The sequence below is a fragment of the Sinorhizobium sp. Y406 genome, from assembly GCF_058732025.1.
Window position 1 is genome coordinate 1,584,094 of record NZ_CM178975.1, and the last position, 13,796, is coordinate 1,597,889.

At 62.5% G+C, this 13,796-nt stretch carries 13 protein-coding genes; 9 read left to right on the forward strand and 4 right to left on the reverse strand.

Annotated elements, in window-relative coordinates:
* Window positions 1–9: 9 nt before the first annotated feature.
* From AC4P1R_RS24330 to AC4P1R_RS24340, 3 genes are all read left to right on the forward strand, one after another.
* Complete coding sequence (locus tag AC4P1R_RS24330; protein ID WP_492178119.1) at window positions 10–1,050, forward strand: fatty acid desaturase; 1,041 nt, start codon at window positions 10–12, stop codon at window positions 1,048–1,050.
* A 63-nt stretch (window positions 1,051–1,113) separates the two neighbouring features.
* On the forward strand, window positions 1,114–1,401 hold the full coding sequence (locus AC4P1R_RS24335; RefSeq protein ID WP_225191104.1) for a hypothetical protein: 288 nt from the start codon (window positions 1,114–1,116) through the stop codon (window positions 1,399–1,401).
* 261 nt (window positions 1,402–1,662) lie between these two features.
* Complete coding sequence (locus tag AC4P1R_RS24340; RefSeq protein WP_225191105.1) at window positions 1,663–2,400, forward strand: rhomboid family intramembrane serine protease; 738 nt, start codon at window positions 1,663–1,665, stop codon at window positions 2,398–2,400.
* A 52-nt stretch (window positions 2,401–2,452) separates the two neighbouring features.
* On the opposite strand, the gene AC4P1R_RS24345 is transcribed toward AC4P1R_RS24340, so the two are convergent.
* On the reverse strand, window positions 2,453–3,667 hold the full coding sequence (locus AC4P1R_RS24345) for a TIGR03862 family flavoprotein (protein WP_151613026.1): 1,215 nt from the start codon (window positions 3,665–3,667) through the stop codon (window positions 2,453–2,455).
* A gap of 11 nt (window positions 3,668–3,678) precedes the next feature.
* Window positions 3,679–4,707: a substrate-binding domain-containing protein gene (locus tag AC4P1R_RS24350; protein ID WP_492178120.1), complete on the reverse strand. Its 1,029-nt coding sequence runs from the start codon at window positions 4,705–4,707 to the stop codon at window positions 3,679–3,681.
* 356 nt (window positions 4,708–5,063) lie between these two features.
* Between AC4P1R_RS24350 and AC4P1R_RS24355 the strand changes: the two genes are divergently transcribed.
* From AC4P1R_RS24355 to AC4P1R_RS24380, 6 genes are all read left to right on the forward strand, one after another.
* On the forward strand, window positions 5,064–6,320 hold the full coding sequence (locus AC4P1R_RS24355; RefSeq protein ID WP_492178845.1) for an ABC transporter substrate-binding protein: 1,257 nt from the start codon (window positions 5,064–5,066) through the stop codon (window positions 6,318–6,320).
* Between the two features lie 146 nt (window positions 6,321–6,466).
* Window positions 6,467–7,450: a carbohydrate ABC transporter permease gene (locus tag AC4P1R_RS24360; protein ID WP_151613029.1), complete on the forward strand. Its 984-nt coding sequence runs from the start codon at window positions 6,467–6,469 to the stop codon at window positions 7,448–7,450.
* Window positions 7,450–8,280, forward strand: coding sequence for a carbohydrate ABC transporter permease (locus AC4P1R_RS24365; protein WP_151613030.1), 831 nt, complete (start codon window positions 7,450–7,452; stop codon window positions 8,278–8,280). Before AC4P1R_RS24360 ends, AC4P1R_RS24365 begins: the two co-directional genes overlap by 1 nt.
* Before the next feature lie 101 nt (window positions 8,281–8,381).
* Window positions 8,382–9,410, forward strand: coding sequence for an ABC transporter ATP-binding protein (locus AC4P1R_RS24370; RefSeq protein WP_492178121.1), 1,029 nt, complete (start codon window positions 8,382–8,384; stop codon window positions 9,408–9,410).
* A gap of 191 nt (window positions 9,411–9,601) precedes the next feature.
* Window positions 9,602–10,387: a ThuA domain-containing protein gene (locus tag AC4P1R_RS24375; RefSeq protein WP_151613031.1), complete on the forward strand. Its 786-nt coding sequence runs from the start codon at window positions 9,602–9,604 to the stop codon at window positions 10,385–10,387.
* Between the two features lie 10 nt (window positions 10,388–10,397).
* Window positions 10,398–11,441, forward strand: a complete 1,044-nt coding sequence (locus AC4P1R_RS24380; RefSeq protein ID WP_151613032.1) for a Gfo/Idh/MocA family protein — start codon at window positions 10,398–10,400, stop codon at window positions 11,439–11,441.
* A gap of 195 nt (window positions 11,442–11,636) precedes the next feature.
* On the opposite strand, the gene AC4P1R_RS24385 is transcribed toward AC4P1R_RS24380, so the two are convergent.
* Together AC4P1R_RS24385 and hemN are read right to left on the reverse strand one after the other, a co-directional pair.
* Window positions 11,637–11,993 (reverse strand): SPW repeat protein, encoded by a 357-nt coding sequence (locus AC4P1R_RS24385; protein WP_069459360.1) that lies wholly within the window; start codon window positions 11,991–11,993, stop codon window positions 11,637–11,639.
* A 267-nt stretch (window positions 11,994–12,260) separates the two neighbouring features.
* Window positions 12,261–13,613 carry an oxygen-independent coproporphyrinogen III oxidase gene (hemN, locus tag AC4P1R_RS24390; RefSeq protein ID WP_492178122.1) on the reverse strand — a complete coding sequence of 451 codons (1,353 nt, stop codon included), beginning with the start codon at window positions 13,611–13,613 and terminating at the stop codon, window positions 12,261–12,263.
* Window positions 13,614–13,796 lie beyond the last annotated feature (183 nt).

A 13,796-nucleotide genomic window follows, 5' to 3' on the forward strand; every position in this document is an offset into this window, starting at 1 on the left:
CCGGTTATCATGAACGCACACGCCTATCCAGCCGCCTCACTCGTTGAAGACAATGCTCGAGAGTGGCTGAAGACACTGGCGAAATACCGACAGCCCCGCCTCGGGCGTAGCGCCTTCGAACTTTTCATTACTCTGACCCCTTTCACCATCTTCTGGGCCGCTGCCTGCTTTTCGCTAGCCAACAGCTTCTGGCCCGGGCTCATCGCGGTCTTTCCTGCCAGCGCCTTCCTGCTCAGGCTGTTCATGATCCAGCACGATTGCGGCCACGGCTCGTTCTTCGCCCGTCGCGAACTCGATGACTGGACCGGCCGCCTGCTTGGGGTCCTGACGCTGACCCCCTATGACTATTGGAGGCGTGCCCACGCCGCCCATCATGCGAGTGCGGGCAATCTCGACGAACGTGGGGTCGGTGATATCACCACGCTGACGATTGCCGAATACCGTGCTCTTTCGCCGACAAAGCGTCTCGGCTACCGCTTGTACCGGCACCCGCTTGTCATGTTCGGAATCGGCCCGGCCTGGCTCTTCCTATTCAAGCAGCGCCTGCCGTTCGGAATGATGAACTCGGGTGCTCTGCCTTGGATTTCGACGATGGCGACGAATGGAGCAATCGCCACGCTGGCCGCCCTGATGGCGTGGACCGTCGGTTTGCAGAGTCTTCTCCTGATCCATCTTCCGGTCGTGCTGATCGCCGGTTCAGCCGGCGTTTGGCTCTTCTATGTCCAGCACCAATTCGAAGAGACCCACTGGTCGGAAGGCCAGAACTGGCGATTTCCCCAGGCGGCGCTGCATGGTGCTTCGCATTACGATCTTCCGCCGGTGCTGCGGTGGCTCACCGGCAATATCGGCATCCATCACGTTCATCATCTGTCCAGCCGGATACCCTACTACCGCCTGCCGGAAGTGCTGCGCGACCATCCGCAACTCGCCGACATCGGTCGTATCACCCTTTGGGATAGCCTCAAATGCGTGAGGCTCGTGCTTTGGGACGACCAACGCCGGCGGCTGGTTTCATTCCGTGACGCCGCTGGTGCGGGTGATTGCCCTTGACCGGCGTTCCTCTCCGGGATCGCTGTACCGCTCTCTTGCCGAAGATCGATGAAAGACTAAGACATGATTGAATTAACGCCAACCCAGATCCGCGGCCTGAAGCTCGTCAGGGATGGTGATGTCTATCCCCAGGGCGGGAAGAGGTGGACGCACCTGAATGCCCAGGTCACCTATGCAAAACACGACCGGTTCAAGGAGCGGCCGCAGAAGGTCAAGTTCCTGACTACCGCAACCCTCAACGACCTGCGCGAGCACAGCCTTGTGAAAGCGCTGAATACGGATGTTCCGCCCGAGGAGTCGGCTCATGGCATCACCATGGCCGGCAAGATCCTGCTTCTGAAGATCAAGTAGTCCGGCAGGCCCTTCGCCGGACAGAGCTCCGGCAACCAATCGCTCCAATTTCGCGCCGATTTTGATCCGCCTGCTCTTGGGTTCCGAAAGCTCGGCCCCATCCGCAAAGCCACCAGTTCGAGTCCAAGAACCTCGCCTCGGATAAAACTCGCGCATCCACGGCGGTCCGTGCCGGTCCTGCGGTCCGGATATCAGCGTAACTTGAATCGCTGGTGCACGGGCCTAACTAGACGGAGACCGGATTGCAGGGCCAGCCGTCTCATGATCCCGATTTACGATACCGCTCCGCGCGCCCGCCGTCCCGTCGTCGTCTACGCGATCATCGGGTTGAACTTCCTGATATTTCTCTGGATGATCGCTCTCCCGGAACCGGGCCTCTATTGGGTCCTGGCCCACTTTGCACTCATCCCCCTTCGCTATTCGGACCCGCAACTCGCCATGGCCGCGGGTCTGGATCCGTACGATTACTGGCCGCTGCTCACCAACACCTTTCTCCATGGCGGCTGGCTTCACATCATCTTGAACATGTGGAGCCTCTGGATCTTCGGCCCGGCAATCGAGGCGCGTTGCGGGCGCCCGGGATTCATTCTCCTCTATCTCGCAGGCGCGGTGGCGGCGAGCGCGGCGCATCTCCTTGCCAACTGGAACTCGCCGGTGCCGGCGCTCGGCGCATCCGGGGCAATCGCGGCGATCATTGCCGCCTACGCGGTGACCTACCCGCGCGCAAAGGTCATCCTGCTCGTGCCGGTGCTCTTCCTGCCGCTTTTTGTTCCGGTATCGGCGCTGTTCTTCGCGGCATTCTGGTTTGCGATCCAGATTCTCCAGGGGACCCAGGACCTGTTCGCCAGTTCGATGGGCGCAGGCGTCGCCTGGTGGGCCCATATCGGCGGGTTTGTATTGGGATTCATCTTTGCGAAAGCGGCCCACGCGCTGGGGCTCGGCCGCGACATCGAAACGCGGCAATGGACCGGGTCGGTGCCGAGAATCCCGCGGCGCTGAGCAGACTCCTCTCCCGAAAATCGAACCAGATGTTGGCAGGCAACGCGTGGAGTCAAAGAGTAGCGGCGAGCCAGGCTTCTATGCCCTGCGCCGCGGCGCAGCCCGTGGCCAGGCAGGCGGTCAGCAGATAACCACCGGTCGGCGCTTCCCAATCGAGCATTTCGCCGGCGGCGAATAGGCCGGGCAGCGCCTTCAGCATGAAATGATCGTCGACGGCATCTAGGTGTATGCCGCCCGCAACAGAAATCGCCTCGGCGATCGGACGCGGCCGCTCGAGGGGGATTGCGAGTGCCTTGATCTCGGCCGCAAGGCTTTCGGGCCGGGCCTTTGCCGCTTGCGGCGCGATCTCGCGCAGCAGTGCCGCCTTGGCGCCGCTGAGCCCGGCGCCCTTGCGCAGGCGGTTGGAGAAACTAGCCTTGCCGTCCTGGCGGGCAAGGTCGCGGACAAGGCGCGCGAATGATCGTCCGGGCGCAAGGTCGACGATGAGCTCCGCCTTGCCCTCGCGCTCCAGCCGATCGCGCAGCGCTGCCGCATGCGCATAGACGAGGCTCCCCTCGATGCCGTGACGGCTCACCACGAACTCACCGGGAAAGACGCCCGCTTCGGAGGAGGCGACCACCGATTTCAGCGGCTCGCCGGCGAAGCGATTGCGAAAGCCCTCGCTCCAGGCGACATCGAAGCCGCAATTGGCGGGGCGGAAGTCCCTGACGGTGACGCCTTTGGCGCCGAGCCAAGGCACCCAGGCGGCGTCGGAGCCGAGCCTCGGCCAGCTTGCGCCGCCGAGTGCGATGAGTGCCGCAGCGGGGCGAACGATTTTCCGCCCCTCCGGCGTCTCAAAGCCGTAGCCGTCGTCAACAAAGCCCGACCAGCGGTGGCGGGTGAGGAGCCGAGCGCCTTGCGCTTCCAGGCGTCTGAGCCAGGCCCGCAGCAGCGGCGAGGCCTTCATGGCCTTCGGAAAGACGCGGCCCGACGAGCCGACGAATGTTTCCGTTCCGAGCCCTGCCGCCCAGGCGCGCAGATCATCCGGCGTGAACGCGTCGAGCGCCGGGCGCAGCCGATCGGCGGCGAACCCGAAACGGGCGATGAAGCGGTGATACTCTTCGGCATGGGTGATGTTGAGACCCGATTTGCCGGCGAGCAGGAACTTGCGGGCGGCGGTCGGCATCGCCTCATAGATCGTCACGGCATGGCCCCTGGCCGAGAGGACCTCGGCGGCCATCAGTCCGGCAGGGCCCCCGCCGATGACGGCGATTTCCTTCGGTGCCAATAGGGGTCCCCTCAAGACCTTGCTTCCGCTGGAGCCGGTCCGGTGGATTCGCGCAGGATGAGTTCGACGGGCCAGAGCTCTTGAATCTCGGCCGCGGGCCGTCCGCCAAGCAATTGCAGCACGAGGTCTGCCGCCCGCGCCCCGGCCGCACGCATGGAGGAACGGGTCGCCGATAATGACGGAACCATGTTCTCGGCGGTCAGATAGGGAAAGACGTCGTCATGGGCGATGACGGAGGTATCGCGGCCGACGACGAGCCCGCGCGAACGCACTGCCCGGTAGACCCCGAGCGCCGTCATCATCGAGCCTGCGACGAAAGCGGTGGGGCGTGGCGATTGCTCGAGCAAAGACCGCGCAAAGCGGAAGCCGAGTTCATCGGTGAAATGGCCGTGAACGACAAGGCGCGGGTCGAAGGCAATTCCGCGTTCTTCCAGTGCGTCGCGGTAGCCCTTGTCGCGATGGATCGAGAAGGTGTAGCCAGCGCCGCCATTGATCATCGCGATCCGCCGATGGCCGAGGTCGAGGAGATGCGACGTCGCCCTGCGAATGGCTCCCTCATTATCGATGTCGAGCCACGCATGCGGCACCTCGGTCTCCGACCTGCCGTGGACCAGGAATGGAATGCCGAGCTTGTGAAGGAGGCGGATGCGCTCGTCGTCCGGCCTCGGCGAATGAACGATGATGGCATCGACACGGCCGCTCGTCACGAGCCTGCTGTAGATCTGAATCTCGTCGCGCGTCTCCTGCTCGGCCATCGGGCTCACAAGGATGTCGATGTCCTCGCCGTCCAGCCGTTCGGCCATGCCAATCATGAATTCCGAAAACTGGAACTCGCCCTTTCGCCCCATGACGGCGCCGATGGCGCCGGCCCGGCCGGTCACGAGCCGCACGGCATTGATGTTCGGACGGTAGCCGAGCCGCACGGCCTCTTCCGCTACCCGTTGCCGGGTCTTTTCGCTCACCTCCGGATAGCCGCTGAGCGCGCGGCTCACGGTCGTCGGCGAAAGACCCAGTTGGTGTGCGAACTCCTTGAGCTTCATGCGAGCTTGTCTGATCCCTGACCCCTGTTCCCGTGAGGAATATACGTCTTTGTTTCGCGGAACAACCGACCGTACGCCATTCGACGTCAAGTGGTTCTAGTCAAAGCGATTTAAATTTTGTGCAGTGAACGCACCGGTTGGATGGCAAAGTCTAGAATTCTCCACCAGTGTCGTTGAAGTGTTAAACCACTAAAAACTATATGTATTTGCGTGGTAGCGAGCGAAGCTCACCTCCTGCATCGTTTGTTGTATTGACACGCACAACGGCTTCTGACAGTTTTCTGTGGCCAAACCGATTTCGAATTCCGAGGAGTGATCGAGCGGTTTGAGTTTTGGAGGAGCCATCGAACATGACAATGCTTCTGAGGACGTTGACCTTTTGCGCCGCGTTCGGCGCTGCCGAACTGGCTGCTGCCGCCGAGCTGTCGCTTGCGGCCAACACCACCGGCAAGAACGTGAATTTCATGCGCGAGCAGCTCGACCTGTTCGAGAAGCGGACGGGCCACAAGGTCAGTCTCGTCACCATGCCGCCCTCGAGCAGCGAACAATTCAGCCAGTATCGTCTGTGGCTCGCCGCCGGGAACAAGGATGTTGACGTCTACCAGACGGACGTCATCTGGGCGCCGCAGCTCGCCGACCAGTTCATTGACCTGACGGACGCGGCGAAGGATGTCGTCGGCGATCATTTCCAATCGATCATTCGATCGCAGACCGTCAACGGCAAGCTCGTCGCGCTGCCGATCTTCACCGATGCGCCGGCACTCTACTACCGCAAGGACCTGCTCGAGAAATACGGCAGGACGCCCCCGAAGACCTGGAGCGAGCTGGCGGCGACCGCCATGGAAATTCAGGAGAAGGAGCGTGCTGCCGGGCAGGCGGATCTCTGGGGCTTCGTGTTCCAGGCGAATGCCTATGAGGGGCTGACCTGCAACGCGCTCGAATGGATCAAGTCGTTCGGTGGTGGGCAGATCGTCGAGCCGGACGGCACGATCTCCGTCAACAACGAACGCGCGGCCGCGGCGATCGAAGGGGCCAAGGCGTGGATCGGCACGATCGCGCCCCAAGGCGTGCTCGCCTACCAGGAAGAAGAAGCGCGCGGCGTCTGGCAGACCGGCAATGCCGTGTTCATGCGCAACTGGCCCTATGCCTATGCGCTCGGCAACGGAGACGACAGCGCCGTCAAGGGCAGGTTCGACGTCATGCCGCTTCCGACCGCCGGCGCCGGAGAGGAGCCGTCGTCGACGCTTGGCGGCTGGAATCTCGCGGTGTCGAAATACTCCGACGAGCAGCAGGCCGCGATCGAGCTGGTGAGGTTCCTCGCTTCCAAGGAAGTGCAGAAGCAACGCGCCGTGCAGCTGTCGCAACTGCCGACGATCGCCGCTCTTTATGACGATCCGGAGGTCGCCGCGGCGCAGCCCTTCATGCCGAACTGGAAGCCGATCTTCGAGAGCGCCGTGCCGCGGCCTTCTGCGGCCACCAAGGTGAAATATAACGAGGTCTCCTCGAAGTTCTGGAGCGCGGTGCACAACACGCTCTCCGGCAACGGAACGGCAGCCGAGAATCTCGAACTGCTGGAGATCGAACTGACCGAGCTCAAGGGCGATAGCTGGTAGCCTCCCCTGCATGTGTCCTCAAATCGGCGTCCGATCTTGAGGACAAGAACATGTTGCAGCCGTCGCCCGGGATGGCGGTCCACCGCGGCCGCCATCCCTCCAGTCAAACCTTCGGCGAAAAGCCGGATGGCAAAGGGGACAACGTCATGACCGATCTGACCGTTGCGGATCCGCCGGCCGCCCTCGCGAGCAACGCGCACATCAATTCAGACCTTCGGACACAGCGGGTGCGCTCCGCCTGGGTGTTCCTGGCGCCCACGCTTCTGGTTCTGGCGCTTGTCGCCGGCTGGCCGCTCGTCAGGACCGTCTATTTCAGCCTCACCAACGCATCGCTGACTAACCTTGCAGGCGCCGAGTTCATTGGCTTCGACAATTATCTCACCTGGATCACGCTGAAGAGCGGCCGAACCATTTACCGGGGTCTGCTCGCCGATCCCGCCTGGTGGAACGCTGTGTGGAACACGCTGAAATTCACGCTGATTTCCGTGAGCGTGGAGACGGTCCTGGGGCTGGTTGTCGCTCTGGTGCTGAACGCGCATTTTCCGGGTCGCGGCCTGGTCCGCGCCGCCATCCTTGTTCCCTGGGCGATCCCCACGATCGTTTCGGCAAAGATGTGGGCCTGGATGCTCAACGACCAGTTCGGCATCCTTAACGATATCCTGCTCGGCCTCGGGCTGATCGGCCAGAAGGTCGCCTGGACCGCCAATCCCGATACGGCGATGGTCGCCGTGCTGATCGTCGACGTCTGGAAGACGACGCCCTTCATGGCGCTCCTCATCCTCGCCGGGTTGCAGATGGTGCCGGGAGACATCTATGAGGCCGCTAAGATCGACGGCATCCATCCGGTCAAGGTGTTCTGGCGGCTGACCCTGCCGCTCATCCGGCCCGCGCTGATGGTTGCGGTCATCTTCCGCATGCTCGATGCCCTGCGCATCTTCGACCTGATCTACGTGCTGACGCCGAACAACGCCCAGACGAAGACCATGTCCGTGCTGGCGCGCGAGAACCTGTTCGATTTCGACAAGTTCGCCTACGGCGCCGCCGCTTCGACCATGCTGTTCCTGATCATCGCCGGAATCACGGTCCTTTACATGTGGTTCGGCCGCGTCAATTTCGAAGGAGAGCGCTGATGGTCGCGACAATTTCGAAGCGAGCCGCCTTCTACGCGCTTGTCGCCGTCATCATTGTGGTCGCGGTCTTCCCCTTCTATTACGCGATCCTGACCAGTTTCAAATCCGGGACTGCCCTGTTCCGCATCGACTATTGGCCAAGCGAGATTTCGCTTGCCAATTACACGAGCGTCGTCTCGCATGGCAGCTTCCTGCGTAACCTCGCAAACTCGCTCCTGGTCGCAACTTCGGTCGTCGCCATTTCGCTCCTGTTTGCGGTGACCGCGGCCTACGCCCTCGGACGCGTTCGTTTCCGCGGGCGCTCTCTACTGCTGTTGACAATCCTGTCGGTCTCGATGTTTCCGCAGATCGCCGTGCTTGCCGGGCTTTTCGAGCTCATCCGCGGCGTCGGCATTTTCAACACGCCTCTGGCGCTTATCTTTTCCTATATGATCTTCACCCTGCCTTTCACGGTCTGGGTGCTGACCACCTTCATGCGCGACCTGCCGGTGGAGATCGAGGAAGCGGCGATCGTCGACGGCGCATCGCCCTGGGTCATCATCACCCGCGTCTTCATGCCGCTGATGTGGCCGGCGCTGGTGACGACCGGTCTGCTTGCCTTCATCGCCGCCTGGAACGAATTCCTCTTCGCGCTGACATTCACCTCGTCGAACACCCAGCGCACAGTGCCGGTCGCGATCGCGCTTCTTTCGGGCAGTAGCAACTTCGAAATTCCCTGGGGCAACATCATGGCGGCGTCGGTCATCGTCACGGTGCCGCTCGTCGTCCTGGTGCTGATCTTCCAGCGGCGGATCATTTCCGGACTCACGGCGGGCGGCGTGAAAGGCTGAGCATTTTCCGTCCGGTCAATCGCGGGACGGCTGAGAAATCCGGAGAAACGAACTGGAGAGCGGTGCGCACGTCTGCGAGCGCATCCGCGAAGGAGAGCAAAATGGCAGAGCTTCAACTGCGTGATATCCGCAAGTCCTTCGGCGCCTACGAGGTCATCAAGGGCGTCAGCATGGACATAAGAGCAGGCGAGTTCATGGTCTTCGTCGGCCCTTCCGGCTGCGGCAAGTCCACGCTCTTGCGGCTGATTGCGGGGCTTGAGGAGATCACCTCGGGCACGCTCTCCTTCGACGGGCGGGTCGTCAACCATCTCGTACCGTCGAAACGCGGCATCGCCATGGTCTTCCAGTCCTATGCGCTTTATCCGCACATGACGGTCTTCGAGAATATGGCATTCGGCATGCAGCTTGCCGGCAAGGACAAGCAGCAATGCAGGAAACGGGTAGAGGCCGCGGCGGAAATGCTGCAGCTGACGCCCTATCTCGAGCGCCTGCCGCGCCAGCTTTCCGGCGGCCAGCGCCAGCGCGTGGCGATCGGCCGTGCGATCGTGCGCGATCCGACGGTCTTCCTTTTCGACGAGCCGCTTTCCAATCTCGACGCGGCACTGCGCGTGGCGACCCGCATCGAGATCGCCAGGCTCCATCGCAGCATGCACAACACGACCATGGTCTATGTGACCCACGACCAAGTGGAAGCGATGACGCTCGCCGACCGGATCTGCGTCCTGCGCGACGGGCGGGTGGAGCAGATCGGCACGCCGCTCGAACTCTACGAGCACCCCAACTCCACCTTCGTCGCAGGCTTCATCGGCTCGCCGAAGATGAACTTCCTTTCCGAGGCCTTCGCCACGCCCTTTGAGGCGGACATGGTCGGGATCCGCGCCGAGCACCTGGCGATCGACCAGGAGGGCGGACTCTGGCAGGGAAGTGTCGTTCACTCGGAGATGCTCGGCTCCGACAGCTATATCTATCTCGACATCGGCGCCGCCGAGCCGCTCATTGTCCGGGAAGGGGGAACTTCCAACCACAAACCGGGAGAGACTGTGCGCATTTCGCCGGTCGCCGGCCAGATCCATCGCTTCGACGCGGCCGGTCGATCGATCGGACGCAAGGAGATGCGGGGGGCCGCCTAAAAGCAAGGTTTCGTAAATGCGCCGAAGACAAGGCGTCGGCGAAGCCACGCAAGTCTGCTTGGACCCAGGTATTGAGGATCATTTCCAACCGCCAAACGTTAGACCGGAATGGGTGCTACGCCAGCCCCAGTTCCGCGTTGACAAAGTCAAACAGGGCACCTTCGGGTGCCCGAGCCACGAGGAGAACGACCTTGTCTATCAACGCCATCGTGTGGGGCGAGAACGTCCACGAACAAAAGAATGCTACCGTCCAGGAAATCTATCCCGACGGCATGCACAATACGATTGCCGCAGCGCTGAATGCGGATGCCGCCATCGAGGCGACGACGGCGACGTTGCAGGAGCCGGAACACGGGCTGAGCGAAGATCGGCTCGCCGCGGCCGACGTGCTCCTTTGGTGGGGCCACGCCGCCCATGGAGACGTCGACGACGAGATCGTGGAGCGGGTCGCCCGGAGGGTCTGGGAAGGCATGGGGCTGATCGTGCTCCACTCCGGCCACTTCTCGAAGATTTTCAAGCGTCTCATGGGCACGCCCTGCGCGCTGAAATGGCGTGAGGCGGGCGAACGCGAGCGCGTCTGGGTGGTCAATCCGCGTCATCCGATCGCCGAAGGTCTCGGCGAAAACTTCGTGATCGAGTACGAGGAGATGTATGGGGAAGCGTTTTCAGTGCCGGAACCACTCGAGACCGTGTTCATCTCCTGGTTCGCCGGCGGCGAGGTCTTCCGCTCCGGGCTCACCTGGCGGCGCGGCGCGGGCAACATCTTTTATTTCCGCCCCGGGCATGAGACCTACCCGACCTACCACGATGCCACGGTGCACAAGGTACTGCGCAACGCAGTGAAATGGGCCTACAACCCGCAAGGCACCTATAAGGCGATCCACGGTGCGCCGAACGTGCCCGTCGAAAAAGCGCCGGAGCCGATCGTCGAACGCGGGCCGACGCTGCATCGCGCCGGCGAAGCGGGCTACCGCTAAGGGGGTTGCGATGCGTCTCCTGATACTCGGAACCGGCGGCATGGGAAACAGCCATGCCAATGCCTTTGCCAAGATAGACGGCGTCCAGATGGTCGGTGCCGTCGATGTCGATCCGGCGCGCGCCAGGGCCTTTGCCGCCCGGCATGGCATCGAGCACGCCTTTACCTCGCTCGAGGAGGCGATCGCCTGGGGCGAATTCGACGCGGCGACCAACGTCACGCCGGACAAGGCACACCACCCGACGACGCTGGCGCTGATCGCCGCCGGCAAGCACGTGCTCTGCGAAAAGCCGCTGGCGGAGAATTACGATAAGGCCGCGGAGATGGCCGAAGCCGCCGAACGCTCCGGCCTCGTCACCATGGTCAACCTCACCTACCGCAATGTCGCGCCGCTGCAGAAGGCGCGGGAACTGGTGCTCGCCGGCGAGATCGGCCGGCTTCGGCATCTGGAAGCCTCCTATCTGCAGAGCTGGCTCGTATCGAAGGCCTGGGGCGATTGGGCGAGCGAGTCCACATGGCTGTGGCGGCTGTCGACCAAGCATGGCTCGAATGGCGTACTGGGTGATGTCGGCATCCACATTCTCGATTTTGCAGGCTATGGCACTGGCAGTTCTGTGGAACGGGTGTTCGCGCGATTGAAGTCCTTCGAAAAGGCGCCGGACAACCGGATCGGCGAGTACGATCTCGACGCCAATGACAGCTTTGCCATGACGGTGGAACTGGAGAATGGCGCCATGGGCGTGATCCATGCCAGCCGCTGGGCGACCGGCCATCTGAACGAGCTGAGATTGAGGCTTCACGGCGACCACGGCGCGCTGGAGGTGATTCATACGCCGCAGGGGTCGAGCCTGCGGGCCTGCCTTGGCGAGGACGTGGAAACGGCGCTTTGGCGGGATATCGACGCCGGTTCGGTGGCCACCAATTACGAACGCTTCGTGGCCGCGGTCGAGAAGGGGGAGATGGTCGAGCCCGGCTTCCGCCATGCCGCAAACCTGCAGAAGGTTCTGGATATGGCAATGGAAACCGAAGCGGGGCGCTGCGAACTCGCCGTATAGCGCCTCTACCGCATCGGCTCGAAAATCGTATCCGATTTTCGGAAAGCTCGATGCGCAGATTCAAAGGCTCGATGCTGCCCGGCGGGGATACACTCCATCCTCCCCAAATCGACCAGCGAGCTTGGGACACCAGAGACGCAAAACCCTGAAGCGCGCGCCCGGATCGGATCCGCTGTCTCGCGCTTCAGGGCTACTTCAGGCGTGTGAGTGATGGCGATAGTCCCAGACCGCCCAGGCTGCGAGTGCGGCGACGAGCAGACCCAGAATGACGTGGGTCCACATCGCATTCACGTTCGCCATGAAGCCGAGGAGCCAGGGAGATACGATCAACCACAGGCCGATCACCATATTGGCCCATTCCTCCCATTCGGCGAACGCCGAAAGGGTTGCTACCGCGAGGGCGCCGAGCACGATGCCGACGATCCAGGCGTTCCAGGTCGGAGCAGCCTCGGATGCGAAGCCGATGACCCAAGGAGAAACGAACAGGCACACCGCCAGGACCAGGTTCGCCCAGTCCTGGGCTCTTTTTCCTGCCATAAGAGTGCTGGGCATGACAACCTCCACATGAAGTTGGCCAAAGCGTCACCACTCGCTGGAATGAACGTCCCAACTCCGCTCGACCGAGATCGAGCAGTCGCTGTAACGCTTTGAATTGCCGGTGATTTTATCCAAAAAACGCCGCAAATACAAGAAATCCGTTGCCGAGGAGCTTTATGGCTGTTCGCCCGATGCACGGATCATCAGCCTTTCCCGAGTGGGCAGAGTGGCTTCCGCGTCGCGCGTCGTGTCATACATGCACTTTTCAGGGGCGCCTGACCTTCAGGCCGCCTTGCTGTGCGCACGCGCCGATGGCGTAAGATAGGCGTCGAAGGCGGCTGCAACGGTGCGGATGAGAAAGCGACCATCCCCGCGAAGCCGGATCACGCCCCCGTTGTTTTCCAGGACTCCGTCGCTCTCGAGCATTGCAAGCCGACTATTGCCGTCCAGGAGCATGCCGGGGTCGAGTCCGTGCTCGGCGGCGACGGCGGGAACGTCCACGTGAAAGTCGCACATCAGCCGCTCTATGATCTTCCCGCGCAGACGGTCCTCCCCGGTCAGCCGGTAGCCTTTCGTCGTGGCGAGCTGACCATCGGCGATCTTCTGGGCATAAAGGCCAGGCGGGATTTCGTTCTGCACATAGCCCTCCGGAAGTCGCCCGATCGCGGAAGCGCCGAGGCCGATCAGGGTTTCCGCCGCATCGGTTGTGTAGCCTTGAAAATTGCGCCGTAGCCGGCCCTCTTGCTGGGCCTGCGCCAAGCTGTCGTCGGGCCTGGCGAAATGATCGAGGCCGATGCGGCGGTAGCCGGCGGCCGCAAGGGTGGTAGCGATCGCCTCGGCCTGGGCATGACGGCCTTCCGCATCGGCAAGCGCTTTCTCGTTGATCAGGCGCTGGTGCTTCTTGAACTCGGGCACATGGGCGTAACCAAAGACCGCGAACCGTTCGGGTCGCATGCCGATCGCGGCGCGAGCCGTCTCGATACAGGATTCCACCGTCTGGTGCGGCAGGCCGTAGATCAGATCGAAATTGATGCTTTCGACGCCGGCCCGCCGCAGCCGCGAGACCGCTTCCATCGTCTGTTCCTCGCTCTGGACGCGGTTGATCGCCTTTTGCACGACGGGATCGAAGCTCTGTACGCCGAGGCTCGCACGGCGGACGCCGGCTTCGCCGAGCACCGCCGCCATCTCCGGCTCAAGCGTTCGCGGGTCGATCTCGACTGCGACCTCGGCACCGCCTGGAAGAGCGAAATGTTGCCGCAACAGCCCCATAAGGTCGACAAATTCCTCCGGCTTGATGATCGTCGGGGTACCGCCGCCGAAATGGACGTGATCGATGGTGAGTGTCTTGCTCGCCATTTCGGAAACGAGCCGGATCTCCTGACGCAACACGTCGAGATAATCGAGGATTGGCTGGTCGCGCTGGGTGATTGTGGTGTGGCAGCCGCAATACCAGCACATCGAGCGGCAGAAGGGTATGTGCAGGTAGAGAGAGGCGGCCTTCTCCGCCGATGCGGCGGCAAGCCAGTCGCCGTAGCTGTCCGCTCCGACGGCTGGCGAAAAGCGCGGTGCGGTCGGGTAGCTCGTGTAGCGGGGCAGGCGCGCCTCGCCATATTTCGCGACGAGAGTCGATTGCATGGAGATGTCCTTATTCAGGCGGAATGACACGTGCCGCATTCTAGGGGAATGCCCGTGCGCCTCTTTGCGCCAAGGCAAGGACGAAAGGTGCGTTCTGTAGATTTTGTTTGCTCGCGGTCAAAGTGGTTGGTGGGGGCAGGAGCTAGGGTCGGGCGTATTCCGGTCCGGTCGAGCCGCCGCCGC

Bases quoted from the DNA above. Each gene is read 5' to 3' on its own strand.
- AC4P1R_RS24355 (WP_492178845.1), top strand. From the start codon at position 5,064: ATGCTTCTGAGGACGTTGACCTTTTGCGCCGCGTTCGGCGCTGCCGAA.
- AC4P1R_RS24385 (WP_069459360.1), bottom strand. From the start codon at position 11,993: ATGCCCAGCACTCTTATGGCAGGAAAAAGAGCCCAGGACTGGGCGAAC.
- AC4P1R_RS24330 (WP_492178119.1), top strand. From the start codon at position 10: ATGAACGCACACGCCTATCCAGCCGCCTCACTCGTTGAAGACAATGCT.
- hemN (WP_492178122.1), bottom strand. From the start codon at position 13,613: ATGCAATCGACTCTCGTCGCGAAATATGGCGAGGCGCGCCTGCCCCGC.
- AC4P1R_RS24360 (WP_151613029.1), top strand. From the start codon at position 6,467: ATGACCGATCTGACCGTTGCGGATCCGCCGGCCGCCCTCGCGAGCAAC.
- AC4P1R_RS24365 (WP_151613030.1), top strand. From the start codon at position 7,450: ATGGTCGCGACAATTTCGAAGCGAGCCGCCTTCTACGCGCTTGTCGCC.
- AC4P1R_RS24340 (WP_225191105.1), top strand. From the start codon at position 1,663: ATGATCCCGATTTACGATACCGCTCCGCGCGCCCGCCGTCCCGTCGTC.
- AC4P1R_RS24370 (WP_492178121.1), top strand. From the start codon at position 8,382: ATGGCAGAGCTTCAACTGCGTGATATCCGCAAGTCCTTCGGCGCCTAC.
- AC4P1R_RS24350 (WP_492178120.1), bottom strand. From the start codon at position 4,707: ATGAAGCTCAAGGAGTTCGCACACCAACTGGGTCTTTCGCCGACGACC.
- AC4P1R_RS24335 (WP_225191104.1), top strand. From the start codon at position 1,114: ATGATTGAATTAACGCCAACCCAGATCCGCGGCCTGAAGCTCGTCAGG.
- AC4P1R_RS24380 (WP_151613032.1), top strand. From the start codon at position 10,398: ATGCGTCTCCTGATACTCGGAACCGGCGGCATGGGAAACAGCCATGCC.